Annotated in this window: 34 protein-coding genes; 7 read left to right on the plus strand and 27 right to left on the minus strand. The window is 66.1% G+C overall.

Annotated features, from left to right (window positions below):
• Window positions 1-199 precede the first annotated feature (199 nt).
• From AC27L3_RS25555 to AC27L3_RS25670, 24 genes are all read right to left on the minus strand, one after another.
• On the minus strand, window positions 200-409 hold the full coding sequence (locus tag AC27L3_RS25555) for a hypothetical protein (protein WP_487236398.1): 210 nt from the start codon (window positions 407-409) through the stop codon (window positions 200-202).
• Entirely contained in the window at window positions 409-645 is a 237-nt protein-coding gene (locus tag AC27L3_RS25560) for a hypothetical protein (RefSeq protein ID WP_487236399.1), read from the minus strand. The genes AC27L3_RS25555 and AC27L3_RS25560 overlap by 1 nt, the downstream gene beginning before the upstream one ends.
• 115 nt (window positions 646-760) lie before the next feature.
• On the minus strand, window positions 761-1,627 hold the full coding sequence (locus AC27L3_RS25565) for an NAD-dependent epimerase/dehydratase family protein (RefSeq protein WP_487236400.1): 867 nt from the start codon (window positions 1,625-1,627) through the stop codon (window positions 761-763).
• Window positions 1,627-2,334, minus strand: coding sequence for a glycosyltransferase family 2 protein (locus tag AC27L3_RS25570; protein WP_487236401.1), 708 nt, complete (start codon window positions 2,332-2,334; stop codon window positions 1,627-1,629). Before AC27L3_RS25570 ends, AC27L3_RS25565 begins: the two co-directional genes overlap by 1 nt.
• A 45-nt stretch (window positions 2,335-2,379) precedes the next feature.
• Window positions 2,380-2,625 (minus strand): hypothetical protein, encoded by a 246-nt coding sequence (locus tag AC27L3_RS25575; RefSeq protein WP_487236402.1) that lies wholly within the window; start codon window positions 2,623-2,625, stop codon window positions 2,380-2,382.
• On the minus strand, window positions 2,625-3,410 hold the full coding sequence (locus AC27L3_RS25580) for a hypothetical protein (RefSeq protein ID WP_487236403.1): 786 nt from the start codon (window positions 3,408-3,410) through the stop codon (window positions 2,625-2,627). The genes AC27L3_RS25575 and AC27L3_RS25580 overlap by 1 nt, the downstream gene beginning before the upstream one ends.
• Before the next feature lie 12 nt (window positions 3,411-3,422).
• Entirely contained in the window at window positions 3,423-4,016 is a 594-nt protein-coding gene (locus AC27L3_RS25585) for a hypothetical protein (RefSeq protein WP_487236404.1), read from the minus strand.
• Between the two features lie 181 nt (window positions 4,017-4,197).
• The gene (locus tag AC27L3_RS25590; protein ID WP_487236405.1) at window positions 4,198-4,455 is read right to left on the minus strand and encodes a hypothetical protein; all 258 of its coding nucleotides are present in this window, start codon (window positions 4,453-4,455) and stop codon (window positions 4,198-4,200) included.
• 111 nt (window positions 4,456-4,566) lie between these two features.
• On the minus strand, window positions 4,567-5,220 hold the full coding sequence (locus AC27L3_RS25595) for a hypothetical protein (RefSeq protein WP_487236406.1): 654 nt from the start codon (window positions 5,218-5,220) through the stop codon (window positions 4,567-4,569).
• Between the two features lie 367 nt (window positions 5,221-5,587).
• The gene (locus AC27L3_RS25600) at window positions 5,588-5,797 is read right to left on the minus strand and encodes a hypothetical protein (protein ID WP_487236407.1); all 210 of its coding nucleotides are present in this window, start codon (window positions 5,795-5,797) and stop codon (window positions 5,588-5,590) included.
• A gap of 906 nt (window positions 5,798-6,703) precedes the next feature.
• Entirely contained in the window at window positions 6,704-6,904 is a 201-nt protein-coding gene (locus AC27L3_RS25605) for a hypothetical protein (protein ID WP_487236408.1), read from the minus strand.
• Entirely contained in the window at window positions 6,901-7,098 is a 198-nt protein-coding gene (locus tag AC27L3_RS25610) for a hypothetical protein (protein ID WP_487236409.1), read from the minus strand. The genes AC27L3_RS25605 and AC27L3_RS25610 overlap by 4 nt, the downstream gene beginning before the upstream one ends.
• A 246-nt stretch (window positions 7,099-7,344) precedes the next feature.
• Window positions 7,345-9,513 (minus strand): hypothetical protein, encoded by a 2,169-nt coding sequence (locus AC27L3_RS25615; RefSeq protein ID WP_487236410.1) that lies wholly within the window; start codon window positions 9,511-9,513, stop codon window positions 7,345-7,347.
• A gap of 49 nt (window positions 9,514-9,562) precedes the next feature.
• Window positions 9,563-10,111, minus strand: coding sequence for a hypothetical protein (locus AC27L3_RS25620; protein ID WP_487236411.1), 549 nt, complete (start codon window positions 10,109-10,111; stop codon window positions 9,563-9,565).
• Window positions 10,108-11,502: a hypothetical protein gene (locus AC27L3_RS25625; RefSeq protein ID WP_487236412.1), complete on the minus strand. Its 1,395-nt coding sequence runs from the start codon at window positions 11,500-11,502 to the stop codon at window positions 10,108-10,110. Before AC27L3_RS25625 ends, AC27L3_RS25620 begins: the two co-directional genes overlap by 4 nt.
• A 27-nt stretch (window positions 11,503-11,529) precedes the next feature.
• Window positions 11,530-11,757, minus strand: a complete 228-nt coding sequence (locus AC27L3_RS25630; RefSeq protein WP_487236413.1) for a hypothetical protein — start codon at window positions 11,755-11,757, stop codon at window positions 11,530-11,532.
• An 87-nt stretch (window positions 11,758-11,844) separates the two neighbouring features.
• Window positions 11,845-12,195 (minus strand): hypothetical protein, encoded by a 351-nt coding sequence (locus AC27L3_RS25635; RefSeq protein ID WP_487236414.1) that lies wholly within the window; start codon window positions 12,193-12,195, stop codon window positions 11,845-11,847.
• Between the two features lie 18 nt (window positions 12,196-12,213).
• Complete coding sequence (locus AC27L3_RS25640; RefSeq protein WP_487236415.1) at window positions 12,214-12,798, minus strand: DUF6197 family protein; 585 nt, start codon at window positions 12,796-12,798, stop codon at window positions 12,214-12,216.
• A 291-nt stretch (window positions 12,799-13,089) separates the two neighbouring features.
• The gene (locus AC27L3_RS25645) at window positions 13,090-13,758 is read right to left on the minus strand and encodes a hypothetical protein (RefSeq protein WP_487236416.1); all 669 of its coding nucleotides are present in this window, start codon (window positions 13,756-13,758) and stop codon (window positions 13,090-13,092) included.
• Window positions 13,759-14,055: 297 nt separating this feature from the next.
• Complete coding sequence (locus tag AC27L3_RS25650) at window positions 14,056-14,634, minus strand: DUF6919 domain-containing protein (RefSeq protein WP_487236476.1); 579 nt, start codon at window positions 14,632-14,634, stop codon at window positions 14,056-14,058.
• Between the two features lie 20 nt (window positions 14,635-14,654).
• A complete protein-coding gene (locus tag AC27L3_RS25655) occupies window positions 14,655-14,915 on the minus strand; it encodes a hypothetical protein (protein WP_487236417.1) in 261 nt (86 codons plus the stop codon).
• Window positions 14,916-15,033: 118 nt separating this feature from the next.
• Window positions 15,034-15,213 (minus strand): hypothetical protein, encoded by a 180-nt coding sequence (locus AC27L3_RS25660; protein WP_487236418.1) that lies wholly within the window; start codon window positions 15,211-15,213, stop codon window positions 15,034-15,036.
• A 309-nt stretch (window positions 15,214-15,522) separates the two neighbouring features.
• Window positions 15,523-15,717 carry a hypothetical protein gene (locus tag AC27L3_RS25665; protein ID WP_487236419.1) on the minus strand — a complete coding sequence of 65 codons (195 nt, stop codon included), beginning with the start codon at window positions 15,715-15,717 and terminating at the stop codon, window positions 15,523-15,525.
• A 515-nt stretch (window positions 15,718-16,232) separates the two neighbouring features.
• The gene (locus tag AC27L3_RS25670) at window positions 16,233-16,433 is read right to left on the minus strand and encodes a helix-turn-helix domain-containing protein (RefSeq protein ID WP_487236420.1); all 201 of its coding nucleotides are present in this window, start codon (window positions 16,431-16,433) and stop codon (window positions 16,233-16,235) included.
• A 161-nt stretch (window positions 16,434-16,594) separates the two neighbouring features.
• On the opposite strand from AC27L3_RS25670, the gene AC27L3_RS25675 reads away from it, so the two are divergent.
• From AC27L3_RS25675 to AC27L3_RS25705, 7 genes are all read left to right on the plus strand, one after another.
• Window positions 16,595-17,110, plus strand: coding sequence for a GntR family transcriptional regulator (locus AC27L3_RS25675; RefSeq protein ID WP_487236421.1), 516 nt, complete (start codon window positions 16,595-16,597; stop codon window positions 17,108-17,110).
• A gap of 1 nt (window position 17,111) precedes the next feature.
• Window positions 17,112-17,876: a GntR family transcriptional regulator gene (locus AC27L3_RS25680; protein WP_487236422.1), complete on the plus strand. Its 765-nt coding sequence runs from the start codon at window positions 17,112-17,114 to the stop codon at window positions 17,874-17,876.
• A 147-nt stretch (window positions 17,877-18,023) separates the two neighbouring features.
• A complete protein-coding gene (locus AC27L3_RS25685; protein ID WP_487236423.1) occupies window positions 18,024-18,359 on the plus strand; it encodes a GIY-YIG nuclease family protein in 336 nt (111 codons plus the stop codon).
• A gap of 98 nt (window positions 18,360-18,457) precedes the next feature.
• On the plus strand, window positions 18,458-18,940 hold the full coding sequence (locus AC27L3_RS25690) for a DUF6907 domain-containing protein (protein WP_487236424.1): 483 nt from the start codon (window positions 18,458-18,460) through the stop codon (window positions 18,938-18,940).
• Window positions 18,941-19,092: 152 nt separating this feature from the next.
• Window positions 19,093-19,572, plus strand: a complete 480-nt coding sequence (locus tag AC27L3_RS25695; RefSeq protein ID WP_487236425.1) for a hypothetical protein — start codon at window positions 19,093-19,095, stop codon at window positions 19,570-19,572.
• A 264-nt stretch (window positions 19,573-19,836) separates the two neighbouring features.
• On the plus strand, window positions 19,837-20,589 hold the full coding sequence (locus tag AC27L3_RS25700) for a phosphotransferase (protein WP_487236426.1): 753 nt from the start codon (window positions 19,837-19,839) through the stop codon (window positions 20,587-20,589).
• 248 nt (window positions 20,590-20,837) lie between these two features.
• The gene (locus tag AC27L3_RS25705; RefSeq protein WP_487236427.1) at window positions 20,838-21,260 is read left to right on the plus strand and encodes a lamin tail domain-containing protein; all 423 of its coding nucleotides are present in this window, start codon (window positions 20,838-20,840) and stop codon (window positions 21,258-21,260) included.
• A 56-nt stretch (window positions 21,261-21,316) separates the two neighbouring features.
• Here AC27L3_RS25705 and AC27L3_RS25710 read toward each other — a convergent pair whose 3' ends face one another.
• From AC27L3_RS25710 to AC27L3_RS25720, 3 genes are all read right to left on the minus strand, one after another.
• Window positions 21,317-21,496: a hypothetical protein gene (locus AC27L3_RS25710; protein ID WP_487236428.1), complete on the minus strand. Its 180-nt coding sequence runs from the start codon at window positions 21,494-21,496 to the stop codon at window positions 21,317-21,319.
• A 61-nt stretch (window positions 21,497-21,557) separates the two neighbouring features.
• Window positions 21,558-21,803, minus strand: a complete 246-nt coding sequence (locus AC27L3_RS25715; RefSeq protein WP_487236429.1) for a hypothetical protein — start codon at window positions 21,801-21,803, stop codon at window positions 21,558-21,560.
• Between the two features lie 26 nt (window positions 21,804-21,829).
• A complete protein-coding gene (locus AC27L3_RS25720) occupies window positions 21,830-22,117 on the minus strand; it encodes a hypothetical protein (protein WP_487236430.1) in 288 nt (95 codons plus the stop codon).
• Window positions 22,118-22,241 lie beyond the last annotated feature (124 nt).

Below are 22,241 nucleotides of genomic sequence, written 5' to 3' on the forward strand. Positions count from 1 at the left end.
GCGTGGCCGGGGCGTGCGCCTGTGGCGCGGACGTGGAGGTTGGAGCACAGGCCTTTGACCATGCCGGGGCTCACGTGCTTGCCGAGTTCGACGACGCAGCGGTCGAAGTCACCCGGTACTCCCCATTGGATCTTGGCGTCTAGCGGCCCCCGGTCCGTGCGCCCAGTACTCCATGAGGCGCTCGGTTGCCACGGGGGCTTTAGCGGTCTTGTCCACCATCGGGATCACCTCCCTCTGTGCCGGCCTCGTCGAGGCGCTGGATGCTGCAGATGCGTGCGATGGGTATGGCGAGTGCGATGCCACGGTGGTCGCTGAAGGTGGCCCAGCTGGAGCCGAGGTCGAGGACCAGGTTGTCGTCTTCGACGACGAGGTCTTCGTGCTGGTCGAGGAGGATGGCGTAGCGGGGCACTACTCGTCGTCGTCCGCGTACTCGTAGCCGCTGTTCTCGGTCTCGGCGGCGGCGGTGAGCATGCCCAAGGCGTTGATCCAGTCGAGGGTTTCGCTGCGCGCTTTGATGAGGCCGACGGTTCCGTCGCTCCGGACCACCTTGAGGATGACGAGGGCGTCGACGGGCATGTCGTCTGGGCGGAGCTCTGTGGTGACGCCGAGGGCATCGATGATGTGCCCGATGTGCTGGTCATTCATGGCGGTCCTGTCCCTTGCTGCTGGCGGGGACCTGGTGGATGCCGTCTGAGTCCAGGCGCTGCCGGACGCTGGTGGGAGTGGGGTAGTCCATGGCGCGGGCTCCCTGGTCGCTGGGCTAGGGGTTGAGCGCTCGGTAGATGCCTTCCTCGAGCGTCACCGTGGGGCGGTAGAAGCTGCGCATGCGGCCGGGGTCGCAGACGCGGTGGTGGACGCCTTGGGGTGCTGCCTGCAGGTGGGTGAGGGGTGGTCGGTAGCCGGCGAGGAGGGTCACCATGCGGGCGAGGTCGTCGAAGGCTACTGGCCGGCCCCAGCCGAGGTTGACCGGCTGTGTGATCTCTTCATCGACGGCGGCGAGCGTAGCGTCGACGATGTCGTCGATGTGGATCCAATCGCGAGTGGAGCTGCCGTCGCCCCAGATCTCGAAGGGGTCCTCGTGCTGGCGGGCGCGGCGGATGAAGGCAGGGAAGGGATAGCAGTCGGCTTGATCGGTGCCGTAGCCGGAGAAGGGCCGCAGCACGGTCAGGCGGATGCCCTCCGCGGCCGCGTACTGCGCGAGCTGTTCGCCGGTGAGTTTGGCCCAGCCGTAGGTGGCATCGGGCAGCTTCGGCGCGGCGAGATCGATGTCGTCCTCGTGGAGATAGTGGATGCTGCCTGGCTGCTGGTACTCAATCGGGTAGGCAGCGGAGCTGCTGTAGTACACGGCCCGCTTGGTGCCGCTGCGCTCGAGCCAGCGCATGTACCAGGCATCGAGGGCGAGGTTCGTGGCGACGGCGAGTGGGGTGCCGTCGATGCTGGCTCTGCCTCCGACGAGGGCGGCGCAGTGGATGGCGAGGTCGTAGCGGGTGTCGTCGGTGCGGAAGAGGTCGAGGGCGTCCTGGCCGTCGACGAGGTCGCAGGTGGTGACGTGGTCGCCTCGGGCATCGAGGGCTTGGTGGAGGTGACGGCCGATGAAGCCGGCGGAGCCGGTGAGGAGGACGCGCATCAGCCCTCCTCGGCTGTGACAAGCTTCCGGAGCTTGGCGAGGTCGCTCTCGAGGCCGCCGGTGTCCCGGTACTCGTAGTAGGCAGCGGCGTCAGCGGTGACCTGCTCGCTGCTGTTGCACTCTTCGTAGCCAGCGTCGAGGGCAGCCTTTCCAGCCGCGGGGTGGAGGTGCTCGATGATGACGTCGGGCAGGTAGGTGATGCGTTCAATGCCGCGCCCCCAGTCGAGCCAGCAGAGATCCAAGCAGAGGTGTACGAGCTGGGGTGGCGCCATGTAGCCCAGGACGCGGACGATGTCGCTGGTCATGGCAACGGCTGTGGCCATCTTCTCGCCCTGGAGGAGGTCGTTGCCGTAGACGATGCCGGTGCCACCGGAGAGGCATTCGCGGAAGCGTGCGTCCCAGGGGCGGGCTGCGGGGCGTGGGCGGTGGTCGTCGCCCATGAAGGCGAGGTAGCGGTACTGGGTGGCCATCTCGGTGGCGACTGCGTTGAGGGTTCCGCACAGCCGGAGGCGGGGCCCGACGTACCAGCGGACCTGCTGATCATCCGTGTAGGGCCGGTGAGCAAGGTAGGCGTCGAGTTTGGGGTCGTCCTCGTCGACTGCAAACAGCACGTCGGCACTAGCGCCGGTGTCATGCCATGCCTCGAGGATGGCGGGGACGCTGTCGGGGCGGCCGCGGGTGGGGATGATGACGAGCAGGTCGTCCACGGCGGTCACCTCCTCGTCGCTCGGGCATGTGAACAGGTGACCCGGCTAGGCGGGGATGAGTGTGGTGATGGTGCCGTCCGACCTTTTTGCCTTGAGCGCGCCGCCTTGGGAGTAGAGGACGTAGCCGGTGGTGGGTGCTGCAGGCTCACTACCATCCGGAATGTGCTGCTGGTCGACGTAGCCCTTGCGAGCCAGCTGATTGTCGAAGCCAGGGTCGAAGCCCGGGGACAGGGGCGTGGTATCGGTGAACCAGGCCAGGCCCTGGACATTGGTTCCGTTGAGGATGTCCATCAGCCCATCACCACCACGCGGTACTGGCCGCTGCTCGGCGCCGTCGCAAAGGTCAGCGTCACGGTGTTGGTGTTCGTGGCTGTCCAGTCCGTGAGGACCATCGCGTCGTCGGTGGTCTTCCGGATGGCGACAACAATGTCCTTGGTGCCGAGGTTGTGCGTGACGGCGATGCTCGTGGAGCTGCCGTCCCCGATGGTCGCGGCTACGTGGCGGGTGACGATGCTGGTGTCGACGGCGACCGTGTCGGCGGCCACCGTGATGCCGGCGCCGGCTCCGACGTCGAGCTGATTGCCGGTCCGCGTGAGGCCAGCGCCCGCTGTCGGCAGGTTGGCGCCGCCGAACTGGGCCCAGACGATGTTGCTGCTGCCGACCGTTGGCGCGTTCGTGGTCTGCGTCCAGGCGTTGTCGCCGTTGACGGTGCCGGAGGTGACCAGGACCGCGGCGCTGTCGAGCTCGGCGCTGCTGTCGGCGTCCGTAGCGCGTGTCGGAGCACCGGAGGCGGCGACGATGTAGATGCCGTTCTCGCTCGCGGTCGATTGGTCCTTGATGAGGATCCGGTCGCCGGTGGCGAGCGTGACGCCGTCGATCACGGAGCCGTTGGCGTAGGCGCTCGACAGCGTGCCGGACGTCGTGGTGGCGGCCCGTACCGGTGCCTTCCATGTCAGCCCGTTGACCTTGGCATCGACGTACTGCTTGGTCGCGGCATCGGTCGCCGACGAGGGGTCGGCGAGATTCTGAGCGCGCTGGTTGTTCAGGTCGGCGCCAGTGAGCAGGGTGACAGCCACGGCGGTTCCTCCTCAGGAGCACATCGCCGTGCCGGCGAGCGGGGCAGGGAAGGTGATGATGGCCTGGTTGGTGGTGCTGTGCTGGATGTCGGCGTAGACGACGACCCCGCTGGGGTTGATCAGGCTGATGTTGGGGGTGCGGCCCAGATTGTGGGTGATCTGCCAGGTCGCGGCGGGCGTGGTCTGGGTGTGCAGGTAGCTGCTCCCGGAGGCACCAGGCGGGCCCGGTGGTCCGGTAACGACGACGTACTCGCCGGCCGCTGGCGCAGTGGGGGCAACGTCAGCGAGGTCGACGCTTGGCGCCGCCGCGGGCAGAGAGAGCGGATAGTCACGACCGTGTGCGTCGTACCAGCGCTCGGTCACCCGGTAAGTCCAACCTGTGGGTCTCACACCGGCCGCGTCGGTGGCGAGCAAGGTGACAGCGATGTGGCCACTGCTGTCGGGAGTGGCTATGACCTCGCCAAGAATGATGGTGTCGTACTGGGCCGAGGTAAGTACGGCCGGCTCAGGTCTGAAGCTCACGTAGCCGGCGAACGGTGTGCCGTCGGGGTGGCGGTAGGTGCCGGTGACGGTGACGACCTGGAGGCCGGCGGGGAGGCTTGGCACTGTCCCTCCCTCGGCTCGGTAGATGGGTCCGCCCGGCTGCGTGGAGGGGCAGCCGGGCGGACGGGGACGCGTCGACGGGGGAAACGTCGAAACGCGTCCCGTGCCTGCCCCCACTGGCAGGCACCGGGTCCTCGTGGGCGGGAGCTGCGCTGCTTGCTGCTCGACCGGACCCACGAGGACGTCAGGCAGCGCGCTGACCGCGCTGAGGAGTGGGCCGGTAGGTGGCCGCGAGGGCCCGGATTTCCGGGAGCGCGTACATCGTCTTGTGCTCGTGCCCGAGTCCGGTGAGTCGGTTGTCGCCGGAGAAGCGGTGGATCCTGCCGCGTGACGCCCACTGGCGGATGACGCCTTGCGGTACACCGGTCGCTGCTTCGGCTTCGTGGGCGAAGACGAGGTCGTCGGGGTGTATTTCGGTGAGCCGCACGACATCCTCCGGCATGCGCAAAGCCCCCGGCGGAAGCCGAGGGCTCATAAGGTCTGCGGACACACGGGTGTTCCGATGAGGGCACTGTGACATGCTTCAACTATCTGCCGCAACCAGTCGTGGATCTCAGGCTGCTGTGTCGCGGATCAGGGGGAGTCCAAGCACTTCTGAGCGCTGGTACTGCCGGTCGCAGCCGGTGCAGCGAGCTCCGGGGGTGGATATGGTGATGCGCAGTTGGTTGCCGCAGGGGCAGACGACAGTGAAATGCCGTTCCGGGCGTTCCCCCGTCGACTGGCGCTCACACGCTCGGGCCAACTGCCAGGCCTCTCGAGCGAACTCGGCAAACGCTGGGTGATGGGTGGCTGCCCATTCCAAATTGGCCCGCAGAGACTGGACGACCTGGTCAAGCTGCTGTTGGAGCCCACCTTGCCACCGCGGGTGAAGCCACCCGAGCTGCTCATGCCAGTCCACGAGCCACGTCTGCAGGACGGTGACGACACCGCCCTGGGCCGCGAGGGAAAGCGGCTCGAGCCGAACAGGCAAGGGCGCGGTCCGACTGCCGGATACTCTCGCTTCGCTGCTGCGACCTGAGCCAGGAACAAGGGCAGTGGCGAGCTGGGCGTAGAAGCCTTGGGGGCCGGCCAGCGACTTCAGGCGCGCGTCGGTCTTGGCCTGGCAGGGCCGGCAGGCCTGCCGGCCGAGTTCGTCTTGCCAGAGGTCGGTGTGGCACAGGCAGCAGACTGGCCAGGCTTCATCAGCAGCATTGTCTATGCGGTGCACGGAGGGCTCCTCGACGGCGGTGGGACTCAGGGAGCAAAGCGCTACTCCAGTGTGCACTGACCTCTCAAGGGCTTGCGTTTTTCCTGGCAGGGTTCTTCGAGGGGATGCACCACCCACTTGGGTGAATATGTGCGAACTCCGAGCAGTTTGTTGTCGAGGAACCGCCCACCGCCGCGCCGGCTCTACTGCAGTCGCACACTACGGATAGCCAGCGGCACTCAGCGACGACCCGAGCAAGTCGCCATAAGGGAGCGCACCCTTGCCCCGAAGCAAAGTCATCGCGATGCACAGATGTGTGGCCATAGGTCGGTCCTGCAGGCACAGCGAGGGCCCGGACCATGCGATCTGGGCCCTCAGGGGGTGGTGCTCAGCCGCAGCGGATGCGGACGGAGACAACTTCTCCGCCAGGTTCCTGGGCCAAGGCGGCAGCGGCCACACTGTCGGCCAGCCCGGTGGTGACGGCTTCGTCGAGCGGCTGCTCCGCAGGGACAAAGTCCGAGCTGATCCAGTCGCCCCTCTGAACCAGCTGTTCGTTGGTGGCCGTGCGGACGGTGACTTCCCTCTCGTAGCGCTGCATCTCGTCCTCCTGATTTACAGGATCGCGGTCACGGGCTTCGCCGTTAGTGACTGGTGGCTGGGGCGTCGTACCCGATCACGCCGGCGGACAGCTCCTCGGACGTGATCTCGCTCGCCCACCCCTCAGGAGGCTCGGAGTACGGAGAACACGTACCGCAGGCCCCGCAAGCCCACCGGCCGTGAATGCCTTGGACATCAGCTCCGCAGCCAGTGCAGGAGTGGGTGGTGTAGTACGGCATCCCGTCCATGATTCCTACGCGTGTCCCTTCCAGGTCAGCCCGACTGCCATGAGCACTGCGAGCAACTCATTTGACCATCCGGCCCTTGGATCGTCGAAGCCCCACATTCTGGACAATTCACAGCTTTTACCCCTTTAGTGTGACGCTAACGCACTTCTCGCGAGCCACATCGGCCGCAGGCCCCGAAAAGCCAGCCCGCTCCTTCACCAAGCAGTCTTCACACCGCCACCCCCGCCTACTACGCCAACGTGCAGGTGATCACCACAGAAGGAGCCGCCACACCCGCACCCGCCCCCGCCTGGGCTCCCTCCGCAAAGAGAGCCCAGGCCGCGGTCGATCTACGCTGTGCAGCCAGCCCACTCGCACACGGCCACGACGGCGTACCCAGCATGGACCTTCACACCGCTCCGTCGCACCTCGTAGAATGCGTAACTCATCCTGGTCTCCATACTCTTGCCTGAGGCTGACGACGTATTGCTGTCAGCGTCCACGAGCCTTACCGCGACCCACGCACTCCGGGCATTGCGCCGCAATGCGCTCCCCAGCGAAAGCCGAGTAAAGCCGACCCTTGCCGCCGCACATCCAGCAGACACCCTTCCGACGAGCCTCCTGCGGGTGCAGCGGAATATTCTGCGCCTCCCACTCGGCATCGCTCATGCCCATTTCCTTCACCGCCCTTTCCTGCGTAGTTCGTTCGTGCGGCACAGGACAGGCGCGATCAGGAGGCTGATGCGGTGGACAGTCCACCTGCCGCCCGTGAGCTCGCCGGGCGGGACCTCGTCCACGATCCGGCCGGTCCGTCCGACCGCGCGGGGATCGTCCTCGCAAGAGATGATCAGGACCTCGTCGCCTGCACTGAACATCGTCATCGGGCCCACAGGAGCGGCTGATACTCGGCGGCCGCACTCATGATTCCGAAGGCGACCTGCTCCACGTCCATGCCGGCCTCCTTCGCCTGCTGCATGACCGCGTCGGCCAGCTTGCTGCCGCCACGACCGAGAAAGCCACCGCGCTGAAGCTGACGACCGGCTTCCTGGATCTGCTCTCGGGTGGGCTTGGGCATGACGCGTTCCTTTCTGTTGGGATTCGGGTACGGCGAAGTGGATCACTCCAACGGACACAGGGATGCATTTGCGCTGGTATGTCCTCTGCTCGGGGCCTGCTCGTCGGCGCATCACTGCAGGTCAGCGCTGCTCAGACGGTCGCTCAGGGCCCGCTCAGAGCACTTGCCGAGCAGGCCCTGAGCAGGAGCCACTGGCCCGCTGACCTGCAATGGAGCAGTCTGAGCCGACCCTGAGCAGAGGGGCGATCAGGACATATCACCCAGAACGCGGTGCAGATGGTCCCTCTTGTACCCGCGAGGGTTCTGCATCCCGTCCAGCGGCCCGAGGGGCACCGGAGCCCCCGCACCGGCGTCCTTCAGCAGCGCCTTCAGCTCGTCCAGCGTCAGGCCCTCGTACAGGTCTGGACAGTGATCGACCAGGGCCGCCACGAGCACCTCCGTGCGCATCCGATCTACGCCTACCTTGGTCATCAGATCGGCCGCATCGGCCACCAAGCCGACAGCCCGCCCGTCCGGAATCGCCGCACCAGCCGGCGGCCGGGCGCCGCACAATTTCAGCAGCTGCTCCCACGTGAGGAGTTCAACCGGAGCTGGCTTCTTCAGGTTGCCGTCGTGGTCGTAGGTAGCCTGGACGTAGTCGGGCAAGTCCACACCCCTCATCGCCTCGAGGCTATCCCGATCCGGGTCGAGCAGACCCGCTTCCAGGCGTTCCTTGGCGAGCTGCCTCAGGGTCGCAGGGTGTGTCTCATGAATGGCGTATTCGATCGGTTCATCAGCCATGCCAGGCACGCCCTGGATGAAGACGTGGCCGGCGTCCTTCGGGTCGGTGGCTGTCGCGGGGGACAGCTTGTGCGGCAGGTAGCCCTCCTTTACAGCCCCGTCGCCGAAGACGGAGCGGGTGTCCTCAACCTTGCAGGGGCCGACTGCTTTCAGGGCAACCATCTGGGCGATGTTGGCTCCGAGGTAACTGCTCTGGCCACCCTGTGCTGCTGCCTGTTCGACGATCTGCTCCTTACGGCCGACGAGCAGCAAGTCGAAGTACAGACGCTTGGCCAGCGCACTGGCCTTCGGAAGCTCATCAAAGAAGATCGTGACGGCGGGGCGATCAGGGCTGGCCTTCCACTTCTTGCCCATCCCGAGCTTGGCCCGCAGCCGGGCCCGCCCCTTGGCCATGACCAGGAAGAACAGCAGAACTGCCTCGATCTGCTCGTTAGTACGGGCTGTGAGCCTGACCGCGTCGCCGAGATCCTCTAGGCCATCGCCGAACGGGTCGACATCGACGGTGATGTTGTCGCAGCAAGCGGTCACGCCCTCGCCGAGTGCCTGCAGGATGCCTGTCTTACCGCCACCCGAGGCAGCCACCCAGAGACCCATGACGCCAGCCAGAGACACCTCGAGCGGATCACCGCCAACAGACGTACCGATCCTGAACTTATCCGTGATCGACATCGACTTGGGGGCACGGTACGGCAAACCGGGGGCAGTCGCGAACGGGTCACTCTGGACGAGGCGAAGAACAGCACACGCCCTGCGGGCCTTCATCGGCTGCGGGCGGACGCCATTGGTGGGCAGGTCAAACCGCGTCTCGAGGTCACCTGCCTTCTCGATGATCGCCTCGGGGGTTCCCTCGGCGACACGGACGGTGCACTGCCACCCCCATGACTGCCGCACCACATCCGATACCTCGACAACCGGCACGCCCTCCGCCTTCATCGCGCGCAGCACACACTCAGCCAGCCGCTCTGGGGAGTCCACGAGGGACAGGGGGAAGGGCTCGCCGTCGGACAGATCATCAGCCCTCATACCACCGTGTGGAGAACCGGCGCCCGCCGCCTCCGCCAGGGCGGGCGCCGCCTCCTCACCAACCTCCGGCCGCCCGTGCCGCACCCCTACCGCCATGACAGCGATGACCATGAGGATCTCCACCCACAGCCCGCCGAAGGCCGCACCCGTCGCCCCGCTGCCAGACAGCGCCGCGGTCCAGCCGGCGCTCTTCAGCGAGTGCATCCGCTTGTATCGCCGGTACTCCTGACGCCGGTGCTCGAGGAGCTTCTTCGCCCTCTCCTCCGCCGCCGTATCACCAGCCGCAGCCTTCAGCTCCTGCCGCGCCGAAAGGATCATCTGCGGATAGTGATCCTGATGCGCCTCCAGCCACCGACGGGCCAGCCGTCGGTAGCCGCGCACCGACCAGCCGACGTAGTACGGAGAGTGAGCGACGTGATGGCCCGCCCAGTCAGCCGCATCCTCGGCGACGGCCAGGGCCTGCTTCTTCAACTCGCCCCGCGAGAGCATCCACGCGGGGCGCGGCCGGCGCTCCACCACGTACCGGCCCTGGTGCTCCACGACCGGACCCTCGACGGCCGCGGCGGGGGTGTCCTTCATGAGGTTGATCGGTGGGGGTTCGACGGTCGTCATGGCGTGCTCTCCTCGGGAGTGTCATACGGGACGTGCTGATCGAGAGGGGCTACTCGCCTTGTTTCTTGGCCTCGCCCTGGACGGCGTCGCGAAGGCGCACGGCGTACTCCTGGGAACAACCGCCGACGGTCTCCCGAACCTTGCGCGCGCTCAGATGCTCAGCGCCACCGAGGAGCTCGGCCAGCTTGCGGACCTTGTCGACGTCGACCGGATCGAGGGGCTTGATGCGTCGCTGCCGGTTGTCCGGTCGTCGCCTTGGCTGATCGCTTTGAAGCCAGAGGAGGCATGCTTGCGTGCAGACCACCGACCACACAGTCCGTGCCGGAACTAAGGAAGCGCTAAGCGTCTCGGTCCATCCACCTTGTGGAACGACAGACGCCGGCAAGTGTGCAGGAACATTCAGGCGATGTCGGAGATCGAACAGCACAGTCTGCTCGATGCTGTAGGCGAAGGTCGGTGATTGAACGTACAGGCGCTGGAACGGCTGCCACCCGTACCGCCGGAAGGTCTCCAGGCGCTCGGATCGCTCAGTACTGTGACCGATCTTTATCGACCTGAAGGCCGAGTGGGTCAACACGTAGACGAAGGGTGTGTTCACGCCTGATCCTTCCACTCGGCTTGAACCGCGTTCCGAAGCCTGACGAGGTACTCGGTGGCACCTCCGCCGATGACCTCACCTACGTTGCGAGCGGACAGTCGCCCGGCTCCACCAAGAGCGTCAGCAAGCTTCCGCACCTTCTCCAGGTCAGCCTCCTCGAGAGGCTTCTGAGGGGTCTTCGGTGCAGTGCGCCCAGATGCCTGCTTCCCTTTGCGCCCTAGGGAATTTCCGCCCTTCGAGACGGTCGCGCGAGGCCCCTTTGACCCTCCCCCCGGGCCCTGCTTCGGGCCGCCGCCAGAGGCGCCCCCAGCCGGTCCGCCGTCATCTCCGTCGGGTCCGAAGATGTCGGCGAGGAGCATGTCGACGGCGAGCTGTTCCGGGGTCCGGTCGGCTGCGCGGAGCACTTCCTCGATGCGCTTCTGCGCGGCAATCTCGCCGGCGAGCGTGTCGGACGTCAGACCGGTCGGAAGCTGATGCGCATGCCGCCACGCCCGATCCCACAGCCGCGGCCCTTCACTGGCAGCACCCGGCTTGGCGATGAGGAGCTGGACGTAGACCTTCCAGACCTCCGGGAAGAAGATCGAGCGGGTAGCGTCAGCCCACGCCTCATCGCGACTGATGGACCCTTCCGGGTGGAGAGCGAGGATCTCCTCGTACCGTTCCCAGGTCTCCGGGAAGAACCTCTGACGCTCCTGATCCTGTGCCGCATCCTTCTTCGCCTGCTCACGCTGCGTAACAGCTTTGCGTCGCGCCTCCACCCTCTCGACAGCACGCTGCTCGAACGACCGGCCATCCGCCGCAGACCTCGAGTCGAGGAACTGCCGTACTTCCGCCAGTACTGGACCGACTACCGAAGCAGCCGCCAGAACGTACCCGGCGACCGGCCCGTACACAGCGGCCCCATGCGTGGCGTTGATGTACCCGTTGAAGCCGGCAAGCCCTGCGGTCAGCAGCCAGAAGGGCCAGCGAGGCAGGCCCTTGCGATGAGCCCACTGAGTGCCTTCGACCCCCGCCCAGGCCAGCAGCTCCAGGAAGGGCGGGATGGGCAGCAGCATGAGACCGCCCAAGAGCAGGAAGTACGCGACCTGCCCCGGCAGCGACGCCGCCATGCCCAGCACGATGATGACGGTCACAAGGGTCTTGAACCGCGAGCCGCTGTCGGCCCGCGCCTGGCGCCGCTGCTGCCGACGCTGCTGCTTGTCCTCGGCAGCATCCTGCTCGACCGCCTCGAGCTGCTTGGCCAGCCGGGCCCGGCGGACCTTCTCCGCCATCGCATCCGTGGCCGCCTTCTGCTTCGCCGAGTCCGCCTCGACACGCGCTTTCGCTGCCTTCGCCCACGTCAGCTGCGCTGCAGCCTCCCGCTGCTCCCAGGACAGATAGCCCTCACTCACTGGTCTCCGCCTCTCGTCTGGCGCGGGCTAAGCCGCGGTCTGGTAGTCGTCGTGCGGTGGGGGCTTGGCGCCTATCACGGCGTCAGCGAGTGTCCGATCACTGATCACGCCATCGAAGATCAGACCGGCAATGACAAGGCCACCAATGGCGGCACGGACAGCGACATGGGCCTGGAGGCCGAAGAGCCATGCAAGGCCGGCTACGAGCAGCGCGACGCGGGCACGGCCGAGACCAATCTGGAAAGCAAGACTCATCACAAGATCCTTCACGGAAGTCGGAGAACCAGCCGGCTCTCCCCCACCGCACGACACCAGGCCGTGCGGCGAGAGGCAGCCGACGGGTCAGCGACCCGCCCGAGCCCGTTGGTTCATCAGCTCCTGGTAGGCGGCGTAGCCATCACCGTTGTCGCCGAGCGGGTCGAACAGCACGGAAGGGGGATCGAAGATGCCTTTCATGCCCGACGGCTTCTTGTCGAAGAGCGGCCCCTCGCGCAGCCACACACCAGCAGCCGTCTCCGACCCACACACCGGAGTGTTAAGCAGACGCGATCGACGGAAGATCCACTCCCGGTACATGGGCTCGTTCCCCCATGGCTGGTTGATCTCCGACACCGAGTAGTACGGCTTACCGATCACGACGGAACGGGCGAACCGCTCAGCTTCCGCCTGGCCACGACGATTGAAGATCCCCATGTCATTACTCCTTCACCATCAGAGGTCGTTGATCCGGGCATCGGCAGCCGCCTGCCGCAGCAGGCAGACCACCTCGCACTGCGTGCGATCGGGATGGTCATTCCAATCCGGGTACGGCATCGACAGCCCCCGCCCCGCCAGCACCGCCTGCACGTGCCCTGCGGCAGCCTCTACGGTGCGCTCGTCGCCGTACCCCAGCCGGTACAGCACGGCCTGGGCGCCAACGATGCACCGCGCCCCCCGCCGCGTCCGCAGCCGGCCACGCGCCCACCCGAACCGCTCGACCACCAGCGCCGTCAGCTCCAGGTGCTCCGCCACCGACACCGACCGCCCAGCAGCCCCATGCCGACGCTTGAAGGCCGGCAGGACCCAGTCCGGCAGGAACTGCAGCATCTTCAGCGGCGGGGCCAGCGGCGCCTCGACCGGCCCGGGAAGCGCCCGCAGGGCCTCAGCGACCAGCTCTGCCGTCGACCGCGACACCAGCGGGTGCGCACTCGCCTGCTGCGGCCTCGCCAGCGCTGCCAGGAACTGCTCGATCTCCTCGACCAGCCGGCCCGCCTCCACCGGCTCCAGGAGCGTGTCGACACTCAGCGACGTGGGCATGCTTGGCTCGCCTCCTAACACTTCGTTGTTGGGTGGGTGGAGGGGCGCCCCGCGAGCTGCCAGGCCAAGGGGGCGCCCCGACGGGCTAGTTACTGCATGCCTTCGCGTGCTCGGTGACCGCCTTCAGAGCCGGCGCCATGCCAGCCTGGTACTGGTGCGTCCCGCAACCGGAGCAGTAGCGCGACAACTGACCAGACAGGTCCCGCGCCACGTACACCTCACTCCCGCGGCCCGTCCGAAGAACCTTGCTCGCAACCTCGTGCTTCATCTCGATCTCCCTGCTTGGATCGGTCAGACGGCCTGGTAGGAGAGGGCAGCGTTGGTCCACTGCCGCACCGAGTTCTCAAGACGGCACGCCACCGACGCGACATCGAACGACTCGCCGTCGGAAGACACAGAACCCGGACACAAGGCGTGCTGCACGGCATAGGCCTCAGCCTCATCCAGCGACTTCACAGCACCCATCGCAACGACGTAGCCCCACGAGTGCTCCACCAGCCCGAGCTCACGATCAGCATCCGCACGCCGCTCCTCGCGCCGGCCCGGCCGGTCCAGCTGCATCGCGTGCACCAGCTCGTGCACCAGCGTCGGATACACCTGCTCCAAATCCGCCTTCAGAGCTCGCCCGTTCAGGCCGACCAGCACACGATCCGTCCGTGTTGCCATCGAGAACCCGAAAACCTCCCGGGCCTGCCCGAAGTGATCCCGCCAATGCGCCACGCGAGCCCGAACCGAACCCCGCCGCCACCCGTTCGCCATCAGCGACGCCGTCGCCATACCGACCCGGCCAGCCACCACCACCGTCACCGGCGGCAACGGAACACCAAAATGCCCCTCCACCGCAGCCGCAGCCTTAAAGACGAGACGCTCGACCTCGCGCACCACCCGCAGCGGCGCCAAACCTGACGGCTCGATCAGGATGTCAGCCACAGCGATCACCGAGCCGACTTGAAGCAGCACGAATTCGCGTGCTCTTGCGCATGTGCGTGAATCTCCCGCGGATAGCCGCCCAAAACCGCCTTCTGACTGCACCCCGTGCACTCCCAGGAAAGCGTGCCACCGCCCACATCCACCACGTTCACATCCGCACCAGCACCGTTGGTGGTAGACGAGACGATCTTGCCCCAGGTGATTACCTTCCCGAAAGCCATCGCACTTCCCCTCTCCTCGGACAAACGAGCGACTGATGCGCTCTCCTCACCGCCGGCCAACACCCGGCGGATCGGACAACAAATCAGCTCTCGACCTCGGTCTCGATCAAGCCGCCACCCGACGCCCAACAGCCCGCCTCAGTGCTGGCCAAAGAACCGAATTCCGACCCCACACCGGATCGATCACCGCTACCTGCCAAGCACCAACCAGCGCATCCATCGCCTGACGACTGCACCCCTGGAACATGTGCCGCACCTCCCGTGGCGGCATCGTCCAACCGAAGCCCGTGTGAGGCAGACCGCCCCACTGAGTCACGACCGTGCCCTCGCAGCGGCCATTCGCCACGTCAGCGACAACCACCAGCCCAACCGCCAAAGCCTCCGCCCGCACCCGGCTCAGAAGACCGGAATCACCGATAAAGCCAGACACAGCAGCCCGCTGAATCCACGGCCGGCCATCAGGCCCCTCAGCCACTTCCCCAGGCTGCGAGCAGTCCGTCACAAACCCAGCCCGATTACAGGCCGCCAGCACCGGAATCAGCCCCGCGGTCTCCTCATCCGGCCCGAACCGCGCCTGGTAACCCGGACGGGACTCGAGACTCCCCTCCAGCCACAGCGCCATCAGCACACCCAGATCGTCCAGAGAGCCAGCGGCCTGCCAACGACGCCGATCCGCCCCACTCATCCACGGCAGCTTCACCCCCGTCACCGCCCCTCGGGCCGCGGCAGCGCCCGGCAGGACTCGGAGTGCTCCTGCGCCCACGGAGCGACGATTACGTTGCTGTACGCGGTCGAGTTGAAGTAGTCCTCGCCGCAGCCACGGCAGACGGCAAGGACCTTGTCGCCCGTTTCCGTGACGTCGACGGTGATGGTCGGGTCACCGGTGATCTCAGCAGCCTTCGTCAGGTACCGAGCGACGACACCCTCCAACCACCCCTTCGGGCCTTCCTGGGCAGTACGTGACATCACGGCCTCCTTCAGGCATGGACGTGCCACGGACAGAAATTCACGGGATTGAGCAACGAGCCCTGACGGCTCTCCAGCCGACTCGTACACGACGAGCCGACCAGGCTGACGTCAGAAATCAGCGCTCAGACTGCACCGCACCACGACGACGAGCCTCGAACCTCTTCCACCACAGACGAAACCACTCAGCACGCTGCTCCTCCGTCATCGCCTGCTCGCGGGCATCGAGAGCACTCCTCACCTTGGCGAAGAGCTCATACAGCGGATCAGCCGGATCGTCACGCTCGCCTTCACCCACGACAATCCCTCCCTAAGCTCAACCGGACTGTCCGACCACCGCCCCCACACCACCAAAGCGGTGCAGAGCACAGAAACCGAACCTCCACCCGAGATCAGAACTCCCCCGACCCAGCCCAATTCGCGTCGAGCCGCGCAGCAATCACCTCGCACATGGAAACCCCGACCTCGTTGACCTGACGAAAAGCCGCCAACCCCGCAGCCAGCGCCCCCTCATACTCCGGCGAACCCACCCCGAACTCCCGGCCCACCCGGCACAGCTCAAGCGAAGCATCAGCCGCAACCCCAGCGATCCACGCCCTCTCCCCACTCACGCGACACGCCGCCGCAGGGCACGGATCTCATCCATCACCCGCGTACCACCCGAAGACCGCCGATCCACATCCATGGCCTCGAGCATCACCGCCGACATCCCGTCGTGATCCCCAGCCGCCCGAGCGACCAGGAACTCGCTCAGCAAACGCGCCGCCAGACGATCAGCATCCATAGAGCTGTACTTGGGCATAGCCGTACTCCCTCACCGACTAGATGGAGCAGAACAGAACGACCCACCGCAGACCGCGGCCACACCAGCAGCTACAGGGAGCCGCCAGGAACACGCCGCGGAAGACGCGGCACCACATCAGGCGAATCAGACGCCCGATCATGCCGAGGCTCAGGCTCAGAAGCCGGCATCACAGCCCCCGACGAGACGGCTGAACAGCAAACCGCGCCGCATTCGCCATCGCCTCACGCGCCGCATCCTGAAAGAACGGAAGCGACGGAACATTCGGATGCCCCGGGTGATCCAGAAGCATCTGGATCCGCTTCACCAGAGCATCAGCACGAGCCTGCTCAGCAGCAGCCACACGAGGACGAGGACCCACCCTCACCACCCCCGCAGCTTCACCGCACGAGCACGAGCCTCCCGATCACGCGGCAAAGGCGGCAAACACACCGCCGGCGCCGCAACCACCCGACGAAGCTGCTCCTCCGACGCCTCGAACGGAGACGGAGCTGGCGAGGGATTCTCAGTCGCCATCACGCGGCCTCCTCCGGTGGGTCGAAGTCGGCAAGAGCAGCTTCGGGGATGCGAATCGCCCCGCCACCACCACAAGCCTTAGCTCCCACGACGTGCGGCTGGCCATAGCGGACGGCCTGCAGGTAGCCCTGGTTGATCCATCGATAGACAGTCGCACGGTGCACGTTGAGCCTGGTTGCAACCTCAGTTACACGCAGCATTCACCTCTCCCTTCCGGGTTCCGGGGCGCTGTCGCAACCATAAAGCATCGATACGTTTCGTAGCAAGGTGTCGAGGCCGTTCGAATCCGTCATCGATCAAGCCACTGGAGGTATCGAGGCATTAAGGTTGAGGTCAGAGCCCTGCGAGCGAGGAAGGCCCTATGGAGAAAAAGTGGCACAGCACCTCGTTGCCATACGTGCTACCGAACACCGGCGATCAAGCCGACGCCTGGACTCAGACGCAAGGCACTCAGGAGCTACTGGAGGTCACCGAATCAACTCCAGCGCCACAGATCGAAACCGCCCTGCAGCTATCCGAGGGCCAACGGATCGTCGTGCGTCGGCGCCTCATGCGGCTCAACGGCCAACCAGTAGAACTGGTCAATTCGTACTACCCAGGGCATATCGCGCACGGAACCGGGCTTGCCGAGCCCAGGAAGATCCGCGGAGGAGCCCCCACCCTTCTCGCCCGACTTGGCTACTCGCCTGGACGGGTGTCTGAAGTTGTAGAAGCCAGAGGCGCCACCGCGATGGAGAGCACAGCGCTCGCCATCAACGAGGGTGACCCCGTGTTGACCCTGTCTCGGGTCACCTTCTCGACGGACGACAGGCCTGTTGAGTACAGCCAAATGATCATGCGGCAGGGCGCTCGTCTGCACTACGAAATCGAGGTCTAGCATGCCCAAGGAACACCAGGATGCGCGCGGCACGGGGGATCGGATCGCTGCCGAACTGCGAGCCCTCATCATGTCTGGCGAGTGGGAACCCGGTCACAAGCTGCCGCCAACGGACAAGCTGATCGAGGACCACAAGGCGTCCAACGTAACCATTCAGCGCGCCCTGAACATCCTCAAGGAGGAGGGACTCCTTGAGGGCCGCAAGGGCAGCGGCGTCTTCGTTCGAGAGCGGGCCCCTCTGACGATCACGCCTGCTTCGTTCATGGCCCCGTCTGAAGCTGGCCAGCCCTACCGGTGGGTGAGCGAAGCCGCAAGGCGAGCGCAGCGCGGTTCCAACACGATTCTTCGGGTCGCGGAAGTGGTGCCCCCCAAACGGGTCCGCGACGTCCTCGGACTTCCCGAGGATGGCGTGGCGGTGCTGCGCTCTCGAGTTGGGCTGCTGGACGACGAGCCGGCCGAGCTCGTCGACTCCTACTACCCGGCCGACGTGGCGCGCGGTACCCGGCTAGCGGACCGGCGAAGGATCCCCGGCGGCTCCCCGACCCTCCTGTCCGAACTGGGCTATCCACCCATCGAGCAAGAGGACGAAGTGTCCGCACGCCCTGCCACCACTCGGGAGTACGTACATCTGGAGCTCCCCGGGGAGGTGCCGGTCCTGGAGATCTTCCGCGTCGTGTACACGAACGATCGCCGGCCGATCGAAGTGACGGTGCTACTGAAGCCCAGCCACCTCTTCAAGATGGGCTACCACCTGCCGGTTCACTGACTCCACGGCCCTAAGCCCCCGGTTCTGCCGGGGGCTTCTCACTGCTCCTCGCGCGCGACAGCTTGATACATTTGCAATCAAGCTCTACTGTCGTGGTGTGACGCGAGCAACAGGGCTCGCCAAGGCGACCCGTTTGGGAGTCATCCTGTGTCAGCTGCCGCTCTTGGAGGGCGCACTGCGCTCTACCGCCTCTACGACGCTGACGGCCAGCTGCTGTACGTCGGCATCAGCGCAGACCCAGAAAAGCGCTGGAAGGGGCACTCGGTCTACAGCTGTCGCTGGTGGGGCCAGGTCTCGCGCAAGGTCATCGAGTGGCACGACGATCGATATCTCGCCCTAGCCCACGAATACTTGGCCATTGCCAAAGAGAGCCCCATCTACAACCGCAGGCGCACACCGCCGCACACCGACAGGTGGAGCAACAGGGAGGCAGCTGCACTGCTTGCCGACTCCTCGGTCAGGCGGCAACTGCCCAATGCCTGAACGAACGGCCGGGCGGTTCGCCCCCGCCCGGCCGTGTGTATCGGCGAGGTGATCACCTCGCCGATCAGTGATCCGTCTCGTCAAAGAAGGGATCCACCGTGTCCACTGTACCGCTGAACCCTGTCCAGGCGCCTGTGAGTGCTTCCGCGCCCGTCTCTCCGGCGGCCTTGTCCGGGCCTCGTTCGTTCACGGTGCCGCTGCTGTCGGGTGGCTCGCATGTGGAGTCGTGTCCGTCGGGTTGTGTGTCCGATCACGCCGCGGACATGGGGGGTGCGTTTCTGGCGGATCTGTATCACCGGATCGGTGAGGCCGCGGCGACGTCGCTGGCGGTGTTCGATGCGGATGAGGGGACGGTCGAGGTCCCGGTTCTGGCGGCGCAGGTTCAGGTGGATCCGTATCACCCGGATCCGCGGTTTCGGGTGCCGCACGTGAATCTCGAGGTGACGCCGGACGAGGTGGTTGAGGGTCTGGGCCCCGAGGAGCTGGGTGTGGTGGTTGGTCGGTTGCGGGAGCACCTGGTCGCGCTGGAGGCGCTGCAGGGGCGGCTGGTGTCGGCTCGGGCGGATTGGCTGGAGCGGTGAGTGGCGGGTCATTGTGGTTTGCCAATCCGGATGCGGTTGAGGCGAGCGACAGCGTGGAGTGGGCTCGGTGGGTGCGGTGGACGCGTGTGCCGCCGGTGTATGAGGGCGCCGGGACTCGGGAGGTGGCGGGGTATTCGCCGGAGGAGCAGGCCTTGGTGTCTGCTGTTCACGAGGCTGGGCATGCCGTGCTGCACATGGCCGCTGGTCATCGGGTGGGCTATATCTCGTTGGATCCGGCTGGTGAGCATGCGGGCCGCGGCCAGGCCGTGGTCGCCTATGCGGGGGAGGCTACTGGTTCGTGGCTGGACTTCGTGGTCAAGGATGCGGCGGGGGAACGTGCCGAGGTTCGGTGGTTGCGGGAGTTCGGGTTGTGGACTCCGGGGCGTGCGTGGGTGGCGGAGCGCCATGCGTGGTTGGACCGCAAGCATGCTGACGAGGTGATGCGCGCGTGTCACGGTCGTGCCCTGGCCTTCAAGGGTGATCGCGGTGACTGGGGTGATTACGCGTGGGTGATGGATCGCGCTGACGAAGCGCTCGATGCGGTGTGGGGCAAGGTTCTCGCCCTCGCGGGGTACGTGGCGGTTCGTCGGCAAGTGTCGGGCGAGGAGGCTGCCCGGGTGGCGGGGTTGTAGGTTTCCCGGCTCGTTGGGGGTCGGGGGTTCTTCGAGTGGTTGGGAGGGGGTGTTTGGTGATGGCTGATTGTGATCACGACTGGGTGACGTGGAGTGGGGCGATTCGTTGCCGGAGATGTAGGCAGCGACCCGAGGACGTGAAGTAGTCGTCGCTGGGTTGCCACGTGCGGGTTGGGGGGCCATTTTGGTGGCCCCCCTTGTTTTGCTGTGGAGGCCTGGGTGCGTGTGGGTTGGTGGGGGCTGCCGGGGATGGTTCGAGCGGCTGTGGAGGCGCAGGCGGGTCCGGTGGTGGGGGTGGAGGACGTCCCGCATGGGATCACGTGCTCGTTTGCTGCGGTGTTGTGGACCTCGTCGGGTCGGGTGTTCGTGAAGGGTGTTCCTGCCGAGGATGAGCGTGGTCGGGCTGGCCAGGGGTGGGAGGTGGCGTTGGCCCCATGCGTGGCCGCGGTGTCGCCCCGGCTGTTGTGGCAGGTTGAGGCGGCCGGCTGGGATGTGCTGGGCTTCGAGGCGGTGGATGGCCGGCATGCGGTTTTGTCTCCGGGGTCGGTGGACCTGGTCGTCGTCGGTGACGTCTTGGCTGCTGCGCAGGAGCTGCGGGTGCCGGCGGGGCTCGAGCTACAGCAGGTTGTCGACCGGGACTTGGCCGGGTTCATTACGGCTCAGGAGCGTCAGCTGCTGCTGGGCGATGCGTTGCTGCATACGGATACGAATCCGCACAATCTGCTGGTCGGTGATGGGGTTGGGTGGTTGGTGGATTGGGCGATGCCGGCGCGTGGTCCTGCGTGGGTGGATGTGGCGTTGACGGCGGTGCGGCTGATGGAGGCCGGTTGTAGTGCTGAGGAGGCGTTGGGTTGGGCGTCGTCGTTCGTCTCGTGGCGGTCGGCTGATCCGGCGGCGGTGGCAGCGTTTGTGGGTGCGACGTGTCGGCGGTGGGAGTCTCGGGTGGGGGCGCGGGGGGCGCAGTCGTCGAATGCGCGGTTTGAGGCGCTGTTGGGGGCGTCGTCGGCCTCTGTGTGATTGCCGGGTGGGCAGGTCCTGCCGGTTTGGGGTTTCGTTCGTGTCTGTTTGGGCGCTCGGTGTGGCGTGTGATCCGGGTTGTGCGCGCCGTTGGTATCCAGGTGGTGTTGCTGTCTGTGTTCCGTAACTGCTGTTTGGATCTCCTGGTGTCTTATCCCGCCTCCGGCCAGAGTGATCGTCCCGGCGTTCGCCGGCCTATGCGATCACTGGCTCGGCTGCTGTGCCGTGCCCACCAGGAGGGGGTCTTCATGTCTCGTCTCGTTACCCGTTTCGCTGTCGCTACGGCCACGGCCGGCGCCCTGGCGGCGGTGGCCGCTGATCCGGCGTCTGCCACCTCGTCGGTGGCGTTCGGTGCGATCCAGTACGACAGCCCGGGGAAGGATGACCGGTCGCCGGCGTCGTTGAATGCGGAGTGGGTGACGATGACGAACGGCTCGAGCCGGACGGTTGATCTGGCTGGCTGGACGTTGTCGGACGCGTCGCGGCACACGTACCAGTTCCACTTGAAGCTGGGGGCGCATCGGTCGGTGAGCGTTCACACGGGCGCGGGGCGGGATACGGCTGCGGATGTGTACTGGGGGTCGAAGGCGTATGTGTGGAACAACGACCGGGACACGGCGACGCTGCGGGATGCGGCGGGGCAGTTCGTGGTGTCGAAGTCCTGGCGGTGATGAGTAAGTGGAGCAGGCCCTCACCCGCATGGGTGAGGGCCTGCGTCGTGCTGGGGTCAGGTGGCTGCGAGCAGTACGGCGTCGTCGGTGACGTCGGTGGAGCGGGTCTGGTCGGTGTAGATGTGCCAGTTGCCGGTTTGGCCTGGCACGGGGAGCGCGACGCAGGGGCCGAAGTGGTTCTTGTAGACGCGGGCGGCGAATTCGGCTTCTTTTTCGGTTAGTTTGTGGTGGCTCATGGGGTGAGCGTAGGGCTGGCCGAGGTGGCGACGCTGGCTTTTGTGGCGTCTTGGCCAGTGTTCAGCCGAGGTAGGTGATCCGCAGGATGGCGATGGTCTTCTCGGTGTGTCCGATGAAGAGCAGGATGCGCGTGTGTTCGGTGAGGATGCTGCGGATGATGGGGTCGTCTTCGCCGACGGGTGTGGTGGCGCCGAGGGGGTCGTCGCAGGCGCCGGCGAGGGCGAGTGAGACTTCCTGGCTGACTGCTTGTGGCAGCGCGTCGTGGACTGCTTCTACGCCCGGGTCGTATTTGAGCCGGTAGATCACTTTCCCCGCCCCTGGGTGTTATGTGGTTATGCGACGTTACGGTTGCGTGCTGCGGCTGCTTCGTCCTGGATGCGTTCGGTGACGTCGATCCACTCGCCGGGGAGTGCTTCGCCGCGGGCGTCGTGTTGGGCGAGCTGTCGGCCTTGCTGGATGGCGTCGAGGGTGTCCTTGGCGATGCGCTCCCACTTGGCGAAGACGCTGAGGAGCTCGTGGGCCGGCGTGCGGTTGATCTCGGCGATGAAGCGTTGTGCGAGGTCGGGGTCGTGGAGGGCATCGCGAATGCGTTCGATTGTCCAGGGTTCGGTGGCGCTCATCGGTCCTCCACGCGTCGGCGGCTCTCGGTCTTTGATATCACGGCCGATATCAAGATCGCGGCGTGTCCTGTGCCCGCCTTCCCCCGTTACTGGTCCGTGCAGGATGCGGAGCTGACGAGGTCGG

It is taken from the genome of Streptomyces sp. PKA51 (assembly GCF_057552455.1).